This window comes from Acidovorax sp. 94, from assembly GCF_003634645.1.
GTDB classification, from domain to species: domain Bacteria; phylum Pseudomonadota; class Gammaproteobacteria; order Burkholderiales; family Burkholderiaceae_C; genus Acidovorax; species Acidovorax facilis.
The window spans coordinates 522,153-540,499 of the sequence record NZ_RBJA01000001.1 but is presented as its reverse complement, the minus strand read 5'-3'; the positions used below and the strand labels follow the sequence as shown (position 1 = coordinate 540,499).

General features: G+C 67.0%; 15 protein-coding genes and 1 tRNA gene. 10 read left to right on the top strand and 6 right to left on the bottom strand.

Annotated elements, in window-relative coordinates:
* Positions 1-5: 5 nt before the first annotated feature.
* From C8C94_RS02480 to C8C94_RS02470, 3 genes are all read right to left on the bottom strand, one after another.
* A tRNA-Leu gene (locus C8C94_RS02480) sits at positions 6-92 on the bottom strand.
* Positions 93-186: 94 nt separating this feature from the next.
* A complete protein-coding gene (locus C8C94_RS02475) occupies positions 187-3,369 on the bottom strand; it encodes an efflux RND transporter permease subunit (RefSeq protein ID WP_121419598.1) in 3,183 nt (1,060 codons plus the stop codon).
* Between the two features lie 8 nt (positions 3,370-3,377).
* Positions 3,378-4,586 (bottom strand): efflux RND transporter periplasmic adaptor subunit, encoded by a 1,209-nt coding sequence (locus C8C94_RS02470; RefSeq protein ID WP_370449711.1) that lies wholly within the window; start codon positions 4,584-4,586, stop codon positions 3,378-3,380.
* Positions 4,587-4,793: 207 nt separating this feature from the next.
* On the opposite strand from C8C94_RS02470, the gene hpnC reads away from it, so the two are divergent.
* The 9 genes from hpnC to C8C94_RS02425 all read left to right on the top strand — a co-directional run bounded on the left by hpnC (position 4,794) and on the right by C8C94_RS02425 (position 15,181).
* Entirely contained in the window at positions 4,794-5,729 is a 936-nt protein-coding gene (hpnC, locus tag C8C94_RS02465; protein WP_233573367.1) for a squalene synthase HpnC, read from the top strand.
* 301 nt (positions 5,730-6,030) lie between these two features.
* The gene (locus C8C94_RS02460) at positions 6,031-7,440 is read left to right on the top strand and encodes an L-serine ammonia-lyase (RefSeq protein WP_121419596.1); all 1,410 of its coding nucleotides are present in this window, start codon (positions 6,031-6,033) and stop codon (positions 7,438-7,440) included.
* 117 nt (positions 7,441-7,557) lie between these two features.
* On the top strand, positions 7,558-8,454 hold the full coding sequence (locus tag C8C94_RS02455) for an amino acid ABC transporter substrate-binding protein (RefSeq protein WP_233573366.1): 897 nt from the start codon (positions 7,558-7,560) through the stop codon (positions 8,452-8,454).
* Positions 8,455-8,574: 120 nt separating this feature from the next.
* Positions 8,575-9,417: a presqualene diphosphate synthase HpnD gene (gene hpnD, locus C8C94_RS02450; RefSeq protein WP_121419595.1), complete on the top strand. Its 843-nt coding sequence runs from the start codon at positions 8,575-8,577 to the stop codon at positions 9,415-9,417.
* 16 nt (positions 9,418-9,433) lie between these two features.
* Positions 9,434-10,738: a hydroxysqualene dehydroxylase HpnE gene (gene hpnE, locus C8C94_RS02445; RefSeq protein WP_121419594.1), complete on the top strand. Its 1,305-nt coding sequence runs from the start codon at positions 9,434-9,436 to the stop codon at positions 10,736-10,738.
* A gap of 120 nt (positions 10,739-10,858) precedes the next feature.
* The gene (locus C8C94_RS02440; RefSeq protein WP_121419593.1) at positions 10,859-11,872 is read left to right on the top strand and encodes a tripartite tricarboxylate transporter substrate binding protein; all 1,014 of its coding nucleotides are present in this window, start codon (positions 10,859-10,861) and stop codon (positions 11,870-11,872) included.
* Positions 11,873-12,027: 155 nt separating this feature from the next.
* Positions 12,028-12,696, top strand: coding sequence for a response regulator (locus C8C94_RS02435; RefSeq protein ID WP_121419592.1), 669 nt, complete (start codon positions 12,028-12,030; stop codon positions 12,694-12,696).
* 3 nt (positions 12,697-12,699) lie between these two features.
* The gene (locus C8C94_RS02430; RefSeq protein WP_121419591.1) at positions 12,700-14,097 is read left to right on the top strand and encodes a sensor histidine kinase; all 1,398 of its coding nucleotides are present in this window, start codon (positions 12,700-12,702) and stop codon (positions 14,095-14,097) included.
* A 46-nt stretch (positions 14,098-14,143) separates the two neighbouring features.
* Positions 14,144-15,181, top strand: a complete 1,038-nt coding sequence (locus tag C8C94_RS02425) for a tripartite tricarboxylate transporter substrate-binding protein (protein ID WP_121419590.1) — start codon at positions 14,144-14,146, stop codon at positions 15,179-15,181.
* Between the two features lie 50 nt (positions 15,182-15,231).
* Here C8C94_RS02425 and C8C94_RS02420 read toward each other — a convergent pair whose 3' ends face one another.
* From C8C94_RS02420 to C8C94_RS02410, 3 genes are all read right to left on the bottom strand, one after another.
* The gene (locus C8C94_RS02420; RefSeq protein WP_015014900.1) at positions 15,232-15,444 is read right to left on the bottom strand and encodes a DUF2788 domain-containing protein; all 213 of its coding nucleotides are present in this window, start codon (positions 15,442-15,444) and stop codon (positions 15,232-15,234) included.
* Positions 15,441-16,295, bottom strand: coding sequence for a DUF2189 domain-containing protein (locus tag C8C94_RS02415; RefSeq protein ID WP_121419589.1), 855 nt, complete (start codon positions 16,293-16,295; stop codon positions 15,441-15,443). The genes C8C94_RS02420 and C8C94_RS02415 overlap by 4 nt, the downstream gene beginning before the upstream one ends.
* A gap of 111 nt (positions 16,296-16,406) precedes the next feature.
* Positions 16,407-17,150, bottom strand: a complete 744-nt coding sequence (locus C8C94_RS02410) for an HAD-IA family hydrolase (protein WP_121422651.1) — start codon at positions 17,148-17,150, stop codon at positions 16,407-16,409.
* A 59-nt stretch (positions 17,151-17,209) separates the two neighbouring features.
* Here C8C94_RS02410 and hemH point away from each other — a divergent pair, with 59 nt between their 5' ends.
* The gene (gene hemH, locus C8C94_RS02405) at positions 17,210-18,325 is read left to right on the top strand and encodes a ferrochelatase (protein WP_121419588.1); all 1,116 of its coding nucleotides are present in this window, start codon (positions 17,210-17,212) and stop codon (positions 18,323-18,325) included.
* The last annotated feature ends 22 nt before the right edge of the window (positions 18,326-18,347 follow it).

The following is an 18,347-nucleotide window of genomic DNA, read 5'->3' as shown; positions in this document are numbered from 1 at the left end:
ATGGGTGGTGCGCGGGGGGGGACTCGAACCCCCACACCATTGCTGGCGTCAGGACCTAAACCTGGTGCGTCTACCAATTTCGCCACCCGCGCGGTTCTACAACAAACAAACAGGCGGCAACCTCAGCTGCCGCCTGTGTGAAATCGGTCAACCTTCTATTTTACCCTGATGCGGGCAGGGTGGGAATCAAACCCCTCCAAGGACCTCCGGCGCAGGCCTTTTCACACGGAACCACGCGGCATACATCGCGGGCAGCGCCAGCAGCGTCAGCACGGTGGCCACCACCAGTCCGCCCATGATGGCCACGGCCATCGGGCCCCAGAACACGCTGCGTGACAGCGGGATCATGGCCAGCACCGCAGCCGCAGCCGTCAGCACGATAGGACGCAGGCGGCGCACTGCCGATTCAACAATCGCATCCCACGCAGGCACACCCCTCGCGCGGTCCTGTTCGATCTGGTCGATCAGGATCACCGAGTTGCGCTGGATCATGCCCATGAGTGCAATCACCCCCAGCAACGCCACGAAGCCGAACGGACGGTTGAGCAGAATCAGCGCCGCAGCCACCCCTGCCAGGCCCAACGGCCCGGTCAGGAACACCAGCATCGCGCGGCTGAAGCTGTGCAGTTGCAGCATCAGCAGCGTGAAGGTGATGAACAACATGACCGGAATGCCGGCTGCAATCGACGCCGAGCCCTTAGAGCTTTCCTCCACAGCACCCGCCACTTCGATGCGGTAGCCGGTCTGCCCGGCAGCGCGCCACTTCGCCTCAATGTCCTTGAGAGCAGGCAGCAGCGCCGCCGTCACCGTGGCCCCCTGCAGCCCCTCGGTCACATCCCCCTGCACGGTGATGGCGTAGTCGCGGTTCTCGCGCCACATCACACCGGGCTCCCAGGTGAAGACCGGCTTTGCGATCTGCGTGAGCGGGATCGACTTGCCCGAGGCCGTGGGCAGGTAGGCGTTGGCGATGTCGGTGATGGCGTTGCGCTCGTCCAGCGGCTGGCGCAGCAGAATGTCGATGAGCTTGTCACCCTCGCGGTACTGGCCCACCTGCGTACCCGACAGGATAGTCTTGGACGCCTGGGCAATCGACTGGCTGGTGACACCCAGAGCGCGCGCCTTGGCCTGGTCCACTTCCAGACGCAGCACCTTCACAGACTCGTTCCAGTTGTCATTCACACCGCGCATGTCCGGGTTCTTGCGCAGCTGGGCTTTCACTTCATCGGCGCGCTCACGCAGCACCAGCGGATCAGGCCCCACCACGCGGAACTGCACGGGGTAAGGCACCGGCGGTCCATTGGGCAGCAGCTTGACGCGACCACGCACCTCCGGGAACTCCTCAGCCAGCAGCGCAGGCAACTTCACGCGCAGAGACTCACGCACCTTCAGATCCTGGGGCAGAACGATGAACTGCGACACGTTGCTCTGGGGAAACACCTGATCCAGCGGCAAATAGAAACGCGGCACGCCGGAACCGACCCAGGTGCTGACAGAACTGACGCCAGGCTCAGAGAGCAAGCGCTGCTCCACACGTTTGGTCACTTCTTCATTGCCTGCAAATGAGGTGCCCTCGGGGAACCAGATGTCCACCAGAATTTCAGGCCGGCTCGAATCGGGGAAGAACTGCTGCTGCACCTTGCCCATGCCCACAATGCCCAGCGCAAAGGTCAGTACCGTGGCGCCAATGGTGATCCAGCGGTGCAACACACACCAGTCCACCAGGCGGCGGAAGGTGCGGTAGAACGGGCTGTCAAACACTTCGTGTGGATCGTCGGTGATGCCCTTGTTGGCCTGGGCAGCCAGCACATGCGGCGGCACCTTGAGCAGCAGCGTGCCCAGGTACGGCACAAAGTACACCGACACGAACCAGCTGAGCACCAGCGCGATCACGGTGACCGCAAAAATGGCGAAGGTGTATTCGCCCGTAGTGGACTTGGCGAGGCCGATGGGCAAAAAGCCCGCCGCCGTGATCAGCGTGCCCGTCAGCATCGGCATGGCCGTGATCTCGTAGGCAAAGGTAGCGGCACGCACCTTGTCGTAGCCCTCTTCAAGCTTGAGAACCATCATTTCGACCGCAATGATCGCGTCATCCACCAGCAGGCCCAGTGCGATGATGAGCGAGCCCAGCGATATCTTGTGCAGGCCGATGCCCCAGTACCACATGGCCAAGAAGGTCACGGCAAGCACCAGCGGAATGGTGATGCCCACCACCAGCCCTGGGCGCGGATCGATGTACCAGCGCTTCCACAGCGGGTTCTTGCCGGGGCGCTTGTGCAGGCCCAGCGCGATGAAGCTTACCGCCAGCACGATGACCACGGCCTCGATCAGCACCTTGACGAATTCGTTCACCGAGGTGGCCACCGCCTTGGGCTGATCTTGCACGTTGACGAGCTTCACCCCCGCTGGCAGCGTGCCGCCAATGCGGTCGGTGGCGGCATGCAGCGCCTTGCCCAGCGCAATGATGTCGCCGCCCTTGGCCATGGAGACGCCCAGCGCAATCACTTCCTGCCCCTGGTGACGCACCTTCACGGTGGCCGGGTCCACATAGCCGCGCTTGACCTCGGCGATATCGCCCAGGCGCAGTTGTGCGCCCGACGGGCCACGGATCGGCATGGCGCGCAGGTCTTCAATCGCGTTGAACTGACCCTGCACCCGCACCTGCACCTGGTCTTGCGGGGTCTGAATAGCTCCGGCGCTCTCCACGGCGTTTTGCTGGCCCAGCTGGGCCAGCACCTGGTTCATGTCCAGGCCCAGTTGCGACAGGCGTTTTTGCGAGATTTCGATGAACAGCTTTTCGTCTTGCACGCCAAACAGCTCAACCTTGGCGACATCGGGCACACGCAGCAGCTGCTGGCGTGCGTCATCGGCAAACTGCTTGAGTTCGGCGTAGCTGAAGCCCTCGGACTCCAGCGCGTAGATCACGCCATACACATCGCCAAAGTCGTCGTTGAAGAACGGGCCCTGGATGCCCTGCGGCAAGGTGTAGCGCATGTCGCCCACCTTCTTGCGCACGCTGTACCAGACGTTGGCCACCTCGCTGGCCTTGGACGAATCCTTGATCTGAAAGATGATCTGCGACTCGCCGGGCTTCGAATAACTGCGGATCTTGTCGGCGTAGGGCACCTCTTGCAGCGTGCGCTCGATCTTGTCAGTGACCTGCTCGGCCACCTGCTGCGCCGTGGCGCCCGGCCAGTAGGTACGCACCACCATGGCACGGAAGGTGAACGGCGGGTCCTCGTCCTGCCCCAGCTGGAAATAGGCGGCAAACCCCAGCAGCATCAGCACCACCATCAGGTAGCGCGTGAGGGCGGGATGGTCGAGCGCCCACTTGGAGAGGTTGAACCCCTCTTTGGGTTGTACTTGCGTCATGGCCGGCCTCAGTTGGCTGTGGAAGCTGCGGGTGCCGCTGCTGTGGCAGCAGGCGCGGCAGGCATTGCTACTGGATTGGTAGCTGTCTGCGCTTTACTGGCGGGCGCTGAGGCCGTTTTTGGCTGATAAATCAGCACTTTCTGCCCAGGCGAGAGCACATGCACCCCCGTGGCCACCACCTGCATGCCGGGGGCTAGACCCGCAGCCACCACGGCCTCGTTGCCATCGGCCGTGGCAATCTGCACCACCTGCGACTTCACCGTGCTGCTGGCCGCGTCATACACCCACACCGCCGTGGACTGCCCCTCCTGGCGCAGCGCACTGGTGGGCAGCTTGATAGCCGGAATGCCCGCATGGCTGAGCGCCTTGGGCGTGACATACACGGTGGAGCCCAGGGCAGGCGCATCGGCACCGTCGATGGCCACCTTGACTTGGTAAGTGCGCGTGGCGGCGTCGGCACTGGCGGCCACTTCGCGCACGCGGCCCGTCAGGTTGGCGCCACCGGACCAGCCGCGCACCGCCACTTCTGAGCCTGGGGTGATCAGCCCCACCTTGTCCTCCGGCACCGCAAACACCACATCGCGGGGGCCATCCTGCGCAATGCGCACCACAGGCGTCCCGGCCGACACCACCTGGCCAGGCTCGGCGTCAATGCCAGTGACAACGCCCGCCACGTCGGCCACCAGCGTGGTGTAGGCCGCCTGGTTGCCTTGCGATGACAGCTGCGCGCGGGCCTGGTCCAGCGTGGCCTGGGCGGCTTTCAGCGTCGCGTCGCGGCGCTCCAGCTCGGCGCCGCTGATGAAGTTCTGGTCCTTCAGGGCTTGGTAGCGCTTGTAGTCGGCAGCGGCCAGATCACGCTGCGTGGTGGCCGATGCCAACTGTGCGCGCGCGGCGTCGGTGGCCAGTTGGTAATCCTTGGGGTCCAGCTGGGCCAGCACCTGTCCGGCCCGCACACGCTGGCCCAGTTCGGCCTGGCGCTGCACGATCTTGCCCGCCACGCGGAACCCCAAGCGCGACTCCACGCGCGCCCGCACCTCACCCGAATACTCCAGGCTGGATTGCAGCGCACCCACCCCCACCGTCAGCAACTTGACGGAGCGCACCGGCTCTTCGGGCGGCGCGGGGCGGGAACAGGCGGCCAGCAAAGCAGCGGCGGCCACCATCAGCAAGGTCCGGCAGTGCCGTTGAAAAGGCCGCGAAGCGGAGGATGTGCGCATGGGAAATCCGGTGAATAGAGAAGGGCTACAAGGAGTTGCAGGGGCTGCACGCAAAACGCAGGCACGAATGCCTGCGCTGAAAACGGAACTGCGGTAACAGTTACCGGCCAGCCTCCTTGTCCCTGATTGAATTGGTTTTTTGATTACTGACTGACCGGTTAGTAATCTATGAGAAGCCCTTGGCATTGTCAAGCGACAATCCAGGGTGTGAACGACCGATCCCCCCCTCCCCAGCCTGAAGTGGCGTCTGCTGCAACTTCCGCGCCACAGCCGCTCCAGACCGCACCACACCATGCGTCTGCCACCCTGGCCGCCCCTGTCACGCACTACGAGAACTTCCCGGTCGCGTCCCTGCTGTGCCCACCGCACCTGCGCCAGCCCATTGCCGCCATCTACGGCTTTGCGCGTACCGCCGACGACATCGCGGATGAGGGCGACGCCCTGGCTGCCGCCCGCCTAGCCGACCTGGCCGCCTACCATGCCGACCTGATGGCCGTCGCCCAAGGCCAGCCGCCCTCGCCCCGCTGGGCCAGCGTGTTCTTGCCGCTGCAAGCGGTGCTCCATAGCCACCAGCTGCCCGTGCCACTGCTGGCAGACCTGCTCAGCGCCTTTGCCCAGGATGTGGAAAAAACCCGTGACGCCGAGGGCTATGCCGACCGCGCCGAGCTGCTGGACTACTGCCGCCGCTCAGCCAACCCCGTGGGCCGGCTGCTGCTGCACCTGTACGGCGTAACAGACGCCCAGGCGCTGCAAGAAAGCGATGCCATCTGCACCGCGCTGCAGCTCATCAACTTCTGGCAGGACCTCTCCGTGGACATCCCCCGAGGGCGCCACTACCTGCCCCGCGCCGACTGCGCCGTTCATGGCGCCTGTCAGGCCGAACTGCTGGCACTCAGAAGTACCCCCGAGAACGTGCGCCTCATCACCGACTGCGCCCGCTGGGCCCGCGCCAGCATGCAAATAGGCGCCCCCTTGGTGCACCGTCTGCCCGGCCGCGCCGGGTGGGAGCTGCGCCTGGTGGTGCAAGGCGGCCTGCGCATTCTGGACAAGGTGGACGCCCTTAAAGGCGGCAGCCTGCACACCCGTCCACGCCTGCATGCGTGGGATTGGTGCGTGATGCTGGGCCGCGCGCTGGTGATGTAAGAAAGATTCATGGGCCACAAGGCGCGCTGACATCGGGATGGGTTTTGGCCAAAATTACAAGCCAAATTGGCTCTTAGCGCTTATCTATCAATCGCTGGTAGCTATCAATTCAGGAATGCCCTCCCTGCTGGGCGCTGCACGCTGATGAGGGGCAATCCCGCAAGGCAGGGATAGCGAGCATCCGGCTGCTGCAGCGCGCGGTTAGCCTCGCGGCCACCAACCGCCCCGTGCGGCCCCATCACGCAACCCAAGCCCGCGCCACAAGCGCTGCGGCCCCGGGCCCTTCCGGTACGCACCCACCATGTCCGTCAGCGTTTTCGACCTCTTCAAGATTGGCGTCGGCCCGTCCAGCTCCCACACCGTGGGCCCCATGATCGCGGCGCGGCAGTTTGCCTGTTATCTGCGCGACACGCTGGGCTTGGCCGCCGTGCACCACGTCACCGTGGATCTGTTCGGCTCCCTGTCTGCCACCGGCGTGGGCCACGGCACTGACAAGGCCGTGCTGCTGGGCCTGGCCGGGCACGAGCCCGACCACATCGACCCGGACCAGATCCAGCCCGCCATCGCCGACATCCGCACCCGGCAAACGCTGGAACTGCTGGGCGAGCATGGGGTACCGTTTGTTGAAAAAGAGCACCTGCTGTTTCGCCGCAAAAGCCTGCCGCTGCACCCCAACGGCATGGCGTTTCACGCGTTCGACGCGCAGGGCAACGAGATTGCGGCGCGTGAGTACTACTCGGTGGGTGGCGGTTTTGTGATCGACGCGGCGGGCGAGCGTGTACTCAACAGCGCCGCCACCGCTGGGCCCGATGCGGCCGGCCATGCCCAAGGCCTGCCCCACCCTTTCCGCACGGGGGCCGAGCTGCTGGCCCAGTGCCAGGCCACCGGCCTCACCCCCGCCCAGCTCATGGCGGCCAATGAGCAACACTGGCGCAGCGCATTCGAGGTGCGCCGCCAGCTCATGGCCATCTGGAAGACCATGGCCGGTGCCGTGCAGCGCGGCTGCGCCAGCACCGGTACGTTGCCTGGCCCCATGCACGTGCGCCGCCGCGCGGCCGAGCTGCACCACAAGCTCAGCACGCAGCCCGAGGCCGCACTGCGCGATCCCCTCTCGATGCTCGACTGGGTGAACCTCTATGCCATGGCCGTCAACGAAGAAAACGCCGCCGGAGGCCGCGTGGTGACGGCGCCCACCAACGGCGCTGCAGGCGTGATCCCCGCCGTACTGCATTACTACGTCAACTTCCTGCAAGGCCCCATCCCGGCCAACGACGACGGCATTGCCACCTTTTTGCTCACGGCAGGCGCCATCGGCATCATCTACAAAGAAAACGCATCGCTCTCGGGAGCCGAAGTGGGCTGCCAGGGCGAGGTGGGCGTGGCCTGCTCCATGGCAGCAGGCGCGCTGGCTGCGGTGATGGGTGGCACCCCCGAGCAGATCGAGAACGCCGCCGAGATCGGCATGGAGCACAACCTGGGCATGACCTGCGACCCCGTGGGCGGCCTGGTGCAGATCCCCTGCATTGAACGCAACGCCATGGGCGCCATCAAGGCCATCAACGCCGCCCGCATGGCGCTGCGCGGCGACGGGCAGCATGTGGTCTCGCTCGACAAGGTCATCAAGACCATGATGCAGACCGGTGCGGACATGAAGGTCAAATACAAGGAGACATCGCGCGGCGGGCTGGCGGTGAATGTTGTGGAATGCTGACAAACCTGTCGCCAATGTGACACAACAGCAGGTGCCGCAGCACAATGCGCGGCGTGCAGCCTCGCGCGCTTCCTGCGACGCCTGGCATGCATGGCCCCGTCACCTTTTCCGTTTCCTATGCACCTCTTCTCTGCGCTGCGAGCCCTGCTACTGATCCTTCCCCTGTCCTGGATGTCCCCTGGCGCCTGGGCGCAAGACACCCTGACCCACATTGCCAAGACCGGCGAATTGCGACTGGGGCACCGCGAGGCATCCCACCCCTTCTCCTACAAAGACCCAGCCACTGGACAGGTGCGTGGCTACAGCGTTGATATCTGCACCAAGATTTATGAGGAGCTCAAGAAGGAGCTCAAGCGCCCCGACCTGCGCCTGACCTATGTACTGGTAGACGGCAAAACCCGCCTTGCGGACCTGAAAAACAACGTAGTGGACCTGGAATGCGGCACGACCACCAACACCCTGGAGCGCCAGAAGGAAGTCGCCTTCAGCCACCACATCTTCATCGCCACCACTGCGTTCCTCGTGCGCAAGGACTCGGGCATCAAGACGGTGGACGATCTGAACGGCAAACGCATTGCCGTGGAACGGAAAACCACCAATGACGGCCTGCTGGCCACCAACGAACGCACCTACCACCGCAAATTCATCTACGTGCCGGTAGACAGCACTGCACAGGGGCTGGATGCACTCACGCGCAGGGAGGCAGATGCGGTTTTTGCAGACGATGCAGGCCTGTGGAGCCCCATGACCCGGCTGGGCAAGGCCATGGGGGACTACCAGTTTCTGGAAAAGCGCCTTTCGGTAGAGCCCTACAGCATTGGCCTGCGCAGGCAAGACCCTCGTTTCAAGGAGCTGGTAGACCAAGTCACCCGCCGCCTGATCCAGACCGGGGAGATGGCGGCTCTCTACAAAAAGTGGTTCCACTCGGACCAAGGCACGCTCCCCATGAGCGTCTTCATGCGCGAAGCGCTCAAGCGGCCCAGCGACGTGGGCGTGGAACAGATCGCCTTTTGATGCCCTTCGGCCTGCCGCAGAACTGCCGCAGAACAGGCAGGCTAAACTGGGGAACTGCGGCCTCCACCAGCTGCCAGGTTGCATTCGCGGGCCATGTCCGCCATGGGACAATCGCGCCCCATGACCCCACAGCAATACGTACAGCAAAAAGCCGTGGCCTCAGGCAGCAGCTTCTACTACGCCTTCCTGTTCCTGCCGGCCCCGCGCCGCGCCGCGATCACGGCGTTTTATGCCTTCTGCCGCGAAGTGGACGATGTGGTGGACGAAGTCTCCGACCCTGGCGTGGCGCGCACCAAACTGGCCTGGTGGCAGGCCGAGGTGGCCAAGGCCTATGCGGGCCAGCCCACCCACCCCGTGATGCTGGCACTGATGCCGCTGGCCGCCGACTATGGCATTGAACAACGCCACCTGCAGGCCGTGATCGACGGCTGCCAGATGGACCTGGAGCAGACCCGCTACCTCGACTTTGCGGGCCTCAAGGGCTACTGCCACCTGGTGGCGGGCATCGTGGGCGAAGTCGCCGCACGCATCTTCGGCCAGACCGACCCGCGCACCACCGACTACGCCCACACGCTGGGCTTGGCCTTTCAGCTCACCAACATCATCCGTGACGTGGGCGAAGACGCCATGCTGGGCCGCATCTACCTGCCGGTGAGCGAGCTGCAGCAATTTGACGTGAAGGCGCACGAGATCTTGAAGCGCACCTACTCCGACCGCTTCACGGCGCTGATGCGCTTTCAGGCCGAGCGCGCGCACCGGCTGTACGACGAGGCCTTCGCCCTGCTGCCCGATGCCGACCGCCGCGCCCAGAAGCCCGGCCTGATGATGGCCAACATCTACCGCACCCTGCTGCGCGAGATCGAGCACGAGAACTTCCAGGTGCTGCACCAGCGCATTCGCCTCACGCCGCTGCGCAAGTTCTGGCTGGCGTGGAAGGTGCAAGCGCTCGGCCGGATGTCGTAGCCGTGGGCCCGCGTCCATGAAGGTCGCCGTCATCGGCGCAGGCTGGGCGGGCATGGCCGCCGCCATCGCCCATGTGCAGGCAGGGCGCCAGGTCACCGTGTTCGAGGCCGCGCGCACCGTGGGCGGCCGGGCGCGCGCCGTGCCGGGCGCGCTGCCCGATGGCACGCCCGCCACGCTCGACAACGGCCAGCACATCCTGATCGGCGCCTACGCCGAAAGCCTGCGCCTGATGCGGCTGGTGGGCGTGGACATCGATACCGCCCTGCTGCGCCTGCCACTCACGCTGCAATTCCCTGATGGCCAGGGCCTGCAACTGCCCGACCTGCCCCCACCCCTCGATGCGCTGCTGGGCATTGCCCGCGCCAAGGGCTGGGGCTGGCGCGACAAGCTGGCACTGCTGCGCACAGCCACGGCCTGGCAGCTGCGCGGCTTTCGCTGCGCGCCCGCCACATCGGTGGCCGCGCTGTGCGCGCCGCTCACGCCCCGGCTCATGACCGAGTTCATCGACCCGCTGTGTGTGTCGGCCCTCAACACCCCTGCCAACCAGGCCAGCGGCCAGGTGTTTCTGCGCGTGCTGCAGGACAGCCTGTTCAGCGGGCGCGGCGGCTCCAACCTATTGCTGCCACGTGCGGACTTAGGCGCCCTCTTTCCCGAAGCCGCTGCCCGCTGGCTGCAGCAGCAAGGCGGCCAGGTCCTCACCGGCCAGCGCATTCAGCGCCTGCAGCCGTTGCCGGGCGGGCGTTGGCAGCCGGTCGTGGCGGCCAACGGCACCGAAGAACCCGGAGCGTTCGACCACGTCACCCTGGCCTGCCCGTCCTGGGAGGCCAGCCGCCTGGTCGAAGGCCTGGCAGGCACTGCGGGCCTGGCCAGTGCAGCCCGCTGGAGCGCCACCACAAGCGCCCTGCGGTTTGAGGCCATCACCACCGTCTATGCCCACGCCCCGGGCGCCCACCTGCCCCTGCCCATGCTGGCACTGCGCAACACCGCTACCCACCCGGCGCAGTTTGTGTTCGACCGGGGCCAGCTCGACGGCCAGCACGGGCTGCTGGCCTTTGTGGTGAGCGCCAGTGATGGGGACCGCGCCTTGATCGAGCAGCAGGTGCTGCAGCAGGCCGCCGCCCAGCTGGGCATTTCGGCGCTGCAGCCCGTGCAGACTGTGGTGGAAAAGCGCGCCACCTTTGCCTGCACCCCCGGCCTGCAGCGGCCCGGCATGCAGGTGCTGCCGGGGCTGACGGCCTGCGGGGACTATGTGGACGGCCCCTACCCTGCCACGCTGGAAGGGGCCGTGCTCAGCGGCACGGCAGTAGCGGCACTGGCGTAGTCCCCGCTCCGTCGGCGTGGGGTGACTCGGGAAAACCCCAAGCCGACTGACAGCATTCCGAAAGCACACGGCGCACACCATACGTCTGGTAACGCCTTGATGGCTTTCACGGAGACACCCATGCTTTTCAACAACGACATTCCCGAAGCCTTCCACCCCACCCGACGCCACCTGCTGGGCGCAGGCAGCGCCCTGGCCCTGGGCGGCCTGCTGCCCACCACCGTTTCAGCCCAGGCCGCGTGGCCCGCCAAGTCCATCCGCTTCGTCGTGCCCTTTGCACCTGGCGGCAGCTCCGAAATCGTGGCGCGTTCCACAGCGGCCGAGCTGAGCAAGACCCTGGGCCAGAGCGTGTTTGTGGACAACAAACCCGGCGCCGCAGGCAACATCGCCATGCAGGAAGTCGCCCGCGCCGAAGACCAGCACACCCTCATCCTGGGCCACATCGGCACGCTGGCCGTCAACCCCTACATCTTTGACAAACTGCCCTACGACGCCAACAAGGACTTCAAGCCCGTGAGCCTGTTGGCCAAGGTGCCCAGCCTGTACGTGGTGCACCCCGACGTGCCCGCCAAGAACCTCAAGGAGTTCATCGCCTACGCCAAGAAGAACCCAGGCAAGCTCAGCTACGGCTCGGCAGGCAATGGCAGCGCGGGCCACCTCGCGTTTGAATACCTCAAGATGACCGCCGAGATCTTCATGCTGCACGTGCCCTACCGGGGCACCGGCCCCATGATGACCGACCTGCTCTCGGGCCGCCTTGATGCCGCCTCGGTGGGCGCAGCGGCCCTGCTGCCGTTCATCAAGTCCGGCAAGGTGCGCTGCATCGCCACCGGCTCCACCCAGCGCCTGCCCCAGCTGCCCGATGTGGCCACCGTGGCCGAACAGGGCTTCCCCGGCTTCGAGATGACGCAGTGGTACGGCATGCTGGCCCCTGCGAGCCTGCCCAAAGAACACCTGGACAAGCTGGCCGCCGAAACCATGAAGGCCGTGAAGGCACCCGAAGCCCTCAAGCGCCTGAACGGCGACGCCGCCGAAGCCATCGGCGGCACGCCCGCGCAGTTTGCACAGTTCATTGCGGCGGAGCAGGCGCGCTGGCAGAAAGTCATCAAGCGCGCGCAGATCAAGCCGGACTAGGAAGCCCCCTGAGCCGCTTCGCGTCTTCCCCCGAGGGGGACGCCACCGGTGGCCGGGCAAAGCCCGCTCCACGGTGGCACTGGCTTTGGGGGCACGCCAGTTTCAACAGCCTGCTGGCGGGCCGGGCCACGGCACAACGGCATTAGCATCCCCCCATGCGCATCCTCCTGGCCGAAGACGACCACAACCTGGGCACCTGGCTCAGCCGCGCGCTGGAGCATGCGGGCATCCAGGTGGAATGGGTGAACGATGGGCGCCTGGCCGACCGTGCGCTGCAGCAGCACGACAACTACGATGCGCTGGTGCTGGACCTGGGCCTGCCCGGGCTGGACGGCCAGGCCGTGCTGCAGCGCCTGCGCGACCGCGACCAGCGCCTGCCCGCGCTGATCCTCACGGCCCGCGATTCGCTGGACGAGCGCGTGCGCTCGCTCAACGCGGGGGCTGACGACTTTCTGGCCAAGCCTTTCGAGCTGGCCGAGCTGGAGGCCCGCCTGCATGCCCTGGTGCGCCGCGCACGCGGCAACGAGCACCCGCGTCTGGCCTGTGGCGCGCTGGTGTACGACAACCCGCGCAAGCAGTTCACGCTGCATGGCGAGCCCCTGGCCCTGTCGCCGCGCGAGCATGCCGTGCTGCGCGTGCTGGTGCAGCGCAGCGGCGAGCCGTTTTCCAAGCAGCAGATCCTGGACCGCGTGTTCTCTGACGACGAGGACGTGCACCCCGAAGCCGTGGAAGTGTTTGTGCACCGCCTGCGCAAGCGGCTCGATGGCAGCGGTGTGCGCATCACCACCCTGCGCGGCCTGGGCTACGCGCTCGAAGCCGACTGAACCATGAGACTGATCGCGCGCCTGCGCCGCGCCAGCCTGTGGCGGCTATTGGCCCTGCTGCTGCTGCCGCTGCTGGCCGTGGTGACAGGGGTGGAGCTATGGATGACCCGGCACGACGCGCTCGAGGCGGCCAACGCGGCCTACGACCGATCGCTGCTCGGGGCGCTCAAATCCATTGACGCCAACATCTCCACCGCCTCGGGCGGCCTGTCGGCCGAGCTGCCTTACAGCATGCTCGAATTTTTTGAGCTCACGGCCAGCGGCAATGTGTACTTCCGCGTGGCGTCGTCCGACGGGCTGGTGGAGCTGGGCAACGCCGACCTGCCCCTTCCGCCCGGCCCGCTCACGCCCGGCGTGCCCCGCTTCTACGACGCCACCTACTTCGGCGAATCCGTGCGGCTGGCCGCCTACCGCCGCGCGGTGGAAGGCGCCGCGCCCGGAACCGATGCCAGCAGCGTGCTGGTGCAGGTGGCAGAAAGCACCCGCTCGCGGCAGGAGTTCACCCGCCGCTTTGTGCGCCGGGCCGCGCTGCGCGACACGCTGGTGCTGGCGCTCATGGTGCTGGGCACAGCCGCCACGCTGGCCGTGGCGCTGCGGCCGCTGGCGCGCCTGGCGCGCGAGGTGCAGGCGCGCAGCCCCGACGACATGACCCCCATGGCCGACACCGACCTGCCTGCCGACATCCGACCCCTGGTGGCCGCCGCCAACCAGCAGATGGCGCGCACGCAAGACCTGGTGGCCCAGCAGCGGCAGTTTCTGGACGACGCCTCGCACCAGCTGCGCACCCACCTCACAACGCTGCAGATGCAGATCGACTACGCCCGGCGCGAGGCCGACGCCACCCAGGTTCAGCACACCCTGGAAGCCATCGGCGGCGAAGTCGCGCGCGCCACGCGCAGCACCCAGCAGCTGCTGGCCCTGGGCCGCAGCGACACTGCGGCGGTAGAGCTGGCCCCGTTCGACCTGGCCGCGCTGCTGCGCGCCGTGGCGCTGGAGCTGCTGCCCCGCGCCCGCGCTCGGCACATCGACTTTGGCATCCACACCCCCACGCCTGAGTTCATGGCCGTGGGCGACAGCGGCTTGCTGCGCGAGGCGCTTACCAACCTGGCGGCCAACGCGATTGCCTACACACCTGAACACGGCACGGTCACCGTGTCAGCCGCAGGCGATGACCTGGGCTGGAGCCTCAGCGTGGAAGACAACGGCCCCGGCCTGCCCGCCAACGAACGCGATGCACTGGGCCAGCGCTACCGGCGTGGCTCGCAGGCGGCGGCGGGCGGCTCGGGCCTGGGGCTGGCAATCGCGCGCTCCATTGCCGAGCGGCACCGGGGCGGCCTGCGACTCGAAGAACGCGCGGGTGGGCCCGGCCTGCTGGCCATCCTGTGGTGGCCCCGGGGCTGAAAACCCCATCCCGCAGCACCCCAGATTCCGCCAGAATTCGCCCCGCATGCCGTCCGCACCACGCCCCCTCCCCACCCTGCACCGCCGCCGCGCTCTGCAGTGGCTGGCAGCACTGGCGGGCACTTCAGCCGCTGCGCACACGCCAGCTGCGTGGGCGGCCGACGCATCGCTGGAGCCCGCCGAGTGCATCGCCCCCTCCCGCCCCGGCGGCGGGTTCGACCTGACCTGCGGCCTGGCCACGCAGGCCGTGCAAGCCGTGCGCCCCGCACGCCCACCGCTGCACACACGCTATCTACCCGGGGGCATCGGTGCCATGGCGTTTGACCAGATCGCCACCGGGCGGCTCGGCGGGCCGGGCACGCTGGTGGCGTTCTCCAGCGGCTCGCTGCTCAACATCGCACAGGGCCGCTTTGGCCCGCACCCGGTGAGCGCCGTGCGCTGGATCGCCACGCTGGGCACCGACTATGGTGTGGTGGCCGTGCACCGCGATTCGCCCCACCAGCGCCTGCAAGACGTGGTGGCCGCGCTGCGCAAGGACCCGGCCCGCGTAGTGTTTGGCGCGGGCGGCACCCTGGGCAGCCAGGACTGGATGAAAGCCGCCCTGCTGACCCGCGCCGCCGGGCAGGACCCCAAACGCATGCGCTTTGTGTCATTCGAAGGCGGCGGCGAGGCCCTGAAGGCCCTGCGCGGCGGCCACATCGGCGTCTTCACCGGCGATGCGGCCGAGGCCCGGCAGGCTTTGGACAAGGGCGCGCCCCTGCGCTTTCTGGCCGTGCTGGCACAGGCCCGCCTGCCCGGCGCCCTGGCCGACCTGCCCACGGCGCGCGAGCAGGGCGTGGACCTGGTCTGGCCTACGGTGCGCGGCCTGTACATGGCCGCCAGCGCACCCGACGCCGCCGTGCGCGCCTGGGTGGCCGCGTTTGCCGATGCACTGGCCGCACCCGGTTACGCCGCGCTGTGCAGCCAGTACGGCCTGTACCCGTTTGCACGCACCGGCGCGGCGCTGGAGGAGTTTGTGCAACGCAGTCTGGCCGACTACCGGCAACTGGCACAGGAGCTGGGCCTGCGGTCCTGGCCGCGCTGAGGCGGCTGCTGCAGAACCCGTGCAGTGGTCTCAGTGGATCTCTGGCCCGCTCACTTCTCCAGCCACCACTGGATCACCACCTTGGCCAGGAACCCCAGAAACCCCACGCCCAGGCCCAGGAAGAGCACAAAGGTGCCAAACCGCCCGGCCTTGGACTCCCATGCCAGCTGGCCGATGATGAACAGCATGTAGGCGATGAACGCGCCCACGCCATAGGTGAGGAAGAAGCCCGAGATCTGTGCCTCGGTGAAGCCAAAAATCACGATGCCCCTCCAGGCGTGCGCGCCGGTGCAGCGGGTGCAGCCAGGTCGCGCTCGGGCAGGCTGGATGCGTCCACCAGGTCGCGGTAGGCGTGCCAGCTGGCGTGGCCCAGCATGGGCATCACGGCGATCAGGCCCAGCAGCAGCGAGCCGAGGCCCAGCAAGGTAAAGCCCAGGATGATCGCCGCCCAGAACGCCATGGGCAGCGGGTTGACCACCACGGCCTGCCAGCTGGTCAGCACCGCCTGCAATAGCGTGGCGCGGCGGTCCAGCAGCAGCGGCATGGCCACCACGCTGGACGCAAAAATCGGGGCGGCCATCAGGCTGCCCAGCGCCAGCCAGATTTCAAACAGCCAGCCATCGCGCGCCATGACCACGTGGCGCAGAAAGTCGAGCGGTGTCTCGATCGGCACCGGTGCGAGCAGCGTGATGAGCGCCGCCGAAGTCATGACCCAGCCCGAAGCCGCCAGCGCCAGCAGGGCGCCAAACTGCACCATGCACCAGTAGTCGTTGCCCCATTTGTTGACGTGGCTGTTCTGCCAGTTGAACCAGGTCTTGAGCACCACGCCCAGGTTGGCGCTTTCGCGGCGCTCCAGCGCGCGGCTCAGCGCATACAGGCTGGTGGCCAGCACCGGCGCCACCACCAGAAAGCCCGACAGCGCCCCCGCCAGCAGCCAGAAGCGGTGGTGCCCCACCGCAAAGATCGCGGCCCCGAACAGCGTGAGCGCCAGCCCATGCGCAAAGCTGATCCAGCCCGCCCGCGCCATGTCGCGCCAGGCCAGCACCAGCCAGGCCATGGGTTGCATGAGGCCGATGGTGCGGATGGTGGGCAACGGGGGGGGAGTACGGGGCATGGTGGGAAGGGTCGCCGAGCGACGATGGAGTGTGACCTTATCGGGCAACGGCTTCAACCACCGCACGCCCAAACCTTGACCTGAGGCAAGAAACCGGGCCAGCGCAGCCGGTCAGGCGAGCAGCCTGCACAGCGCAGTGAGGCTGTCCACCGTGGCATGGGGCGGTGTGTCGTCGTGCGGCCAGGGGTGGTTGGCGCTGTTGATCCACACGGCCTGCATGCCCGCGTTCAGCGCGCCCTGCGCATCCAGCGTGGCATCGTCGCCCACGTGCAGCACCTCGTGGGGCAGCACATCGACGGCCGTGGCGGCAGCGTGAAAAATGCGCGCATCGGGCTTGGCCACGCCAAACTCTGAGGCGCTGATGCTGTGACGAAAGTAGTGGCCGATGCCGATGCGGTGCACGTCGGCATTGCCGTTGGACACCGCCACCACCGGGTAGCGTGCCGACAAGAAAGCCAGCGTGTCGTGTGCATCGTCAAACAGCTCCACCCGCATGCGCTCGGCAAAAAACAGGTCAAACGCCGGTTCGGCCAGCGCGGGCTCGTCGCCCGCTTGGGTCAGCGCCAGGCGGATGGACTCGCGCCGCAGCGCGCTCAGGTCGTGCAGCAGGTCGGGCCGCAGCGCCACCATCTGGTTGCGGATGGCGCGCAGCGATTCGGTGCTGGAGAACAAGGTTGCCGTGGCGGGCGCGTGGTGCGTGAGCCAGTCCAGCAGCACGCGTTCAGCCCGCGTGATGGTGGGCCAGATGGGCCAGAGCGTGTCATCCAGGTCGATGGAGATGGCGCGGATGCGGGAGGTGTCCAGCTGCAGCGCGGTGGGCTGGGCAGCGGGCAGTTCAGCGGGGGAATCGGGCATGGTCTGCAGAGAATACTCCACGGTCACCGAAGGGCCGGTCCGTTTGCCACAATCGGGGCATGCGCTCACCCTTCCACACCGAACCCCCTTACACCCACGGCCAGGCCGAACGCACTGGAGTGCTGCTGTGCAACCTGGGCACGCCAGACGAACCCACGGCCCCGGCCGTGCGCCGCTATCTGGCGCAGTTCCTGGGTGACCACCGCGTGGTGGAGATCCCCAAACTCGTGTGGCTACCCATCCTGCACGGCATCATCCTGCGCACGCGCCCGGCCAAATCGGCCGCCAAATATGCCAGCATCTGGACGCCCGAGGGCTCGCCCCTGGCGCACTGGACGGCCAAGCAGGCCACGCTGCTGCGCGGCTGGCTGGGCGAGGCGGGCCACGCGGTGCTGGTGCGCCATGCCATGCGCTACGGCAACCCGTCCATCGCCAGCCAGCTCGATGCGCTCAAGGCCGAGGGCGCCACGCGCATCCTCATCCTGCCGCTGTACCCGCAGTACTCGGCCACCACCACGGCCAGCGTGTTCGACGCCGTGTACACCTGGGCCGCCGCTACCCGCAATGTGCCCGAGCTGCGGTTTGTGAACCGGTACCACGACGCCCCCGGCTACATCGACGCGCTGGCCCGCACCATCGAATCGCACTGGAAGACCCACGGCCAACCCGACCAGCTGGTGATGAGCTTTCACGGCGTGCCCGAACGTACGCTGCACCTGGGCGACCCCTACCACTGCGAATCGCGCAAGACGGGCCGTCTGCTGGCCGAGCGCCTGGGCCTGCGCGAAGACCGCTACCGCATCACCTTCCAGTCGCGCTTTGGCAAGGCCAAGTGGCTGGAACCCTACACCCAGCCCACCATCGAGGCCCTGGGCAAGGCGGGCACCCGCCGGGTGGATGTGGTGTGCCCCGGCTTCACCAGCGACTGCCTGGAGACGCTGGAAGAAATCAACATGGAAGTGCGCGAGGCGTTCCTGCACGCGGGCGGGCAGGAGTTTCACTACATCCCCTGCCTGAACGACAACAGCCACTGGATCACGGCGCTGAGCCGCGTGGCGCAACAGCACCTGGCGGGCTGGCCCACCGAGGTGCCCACCGCTGCGGCACTAGCCGATGCGCGCAGCCATGCGCTGGCCGGTGGGGCACCCAAAGGCGTGTGCCCCGTGGCGCACTGACTGCTGGTTACTACTATTTTTA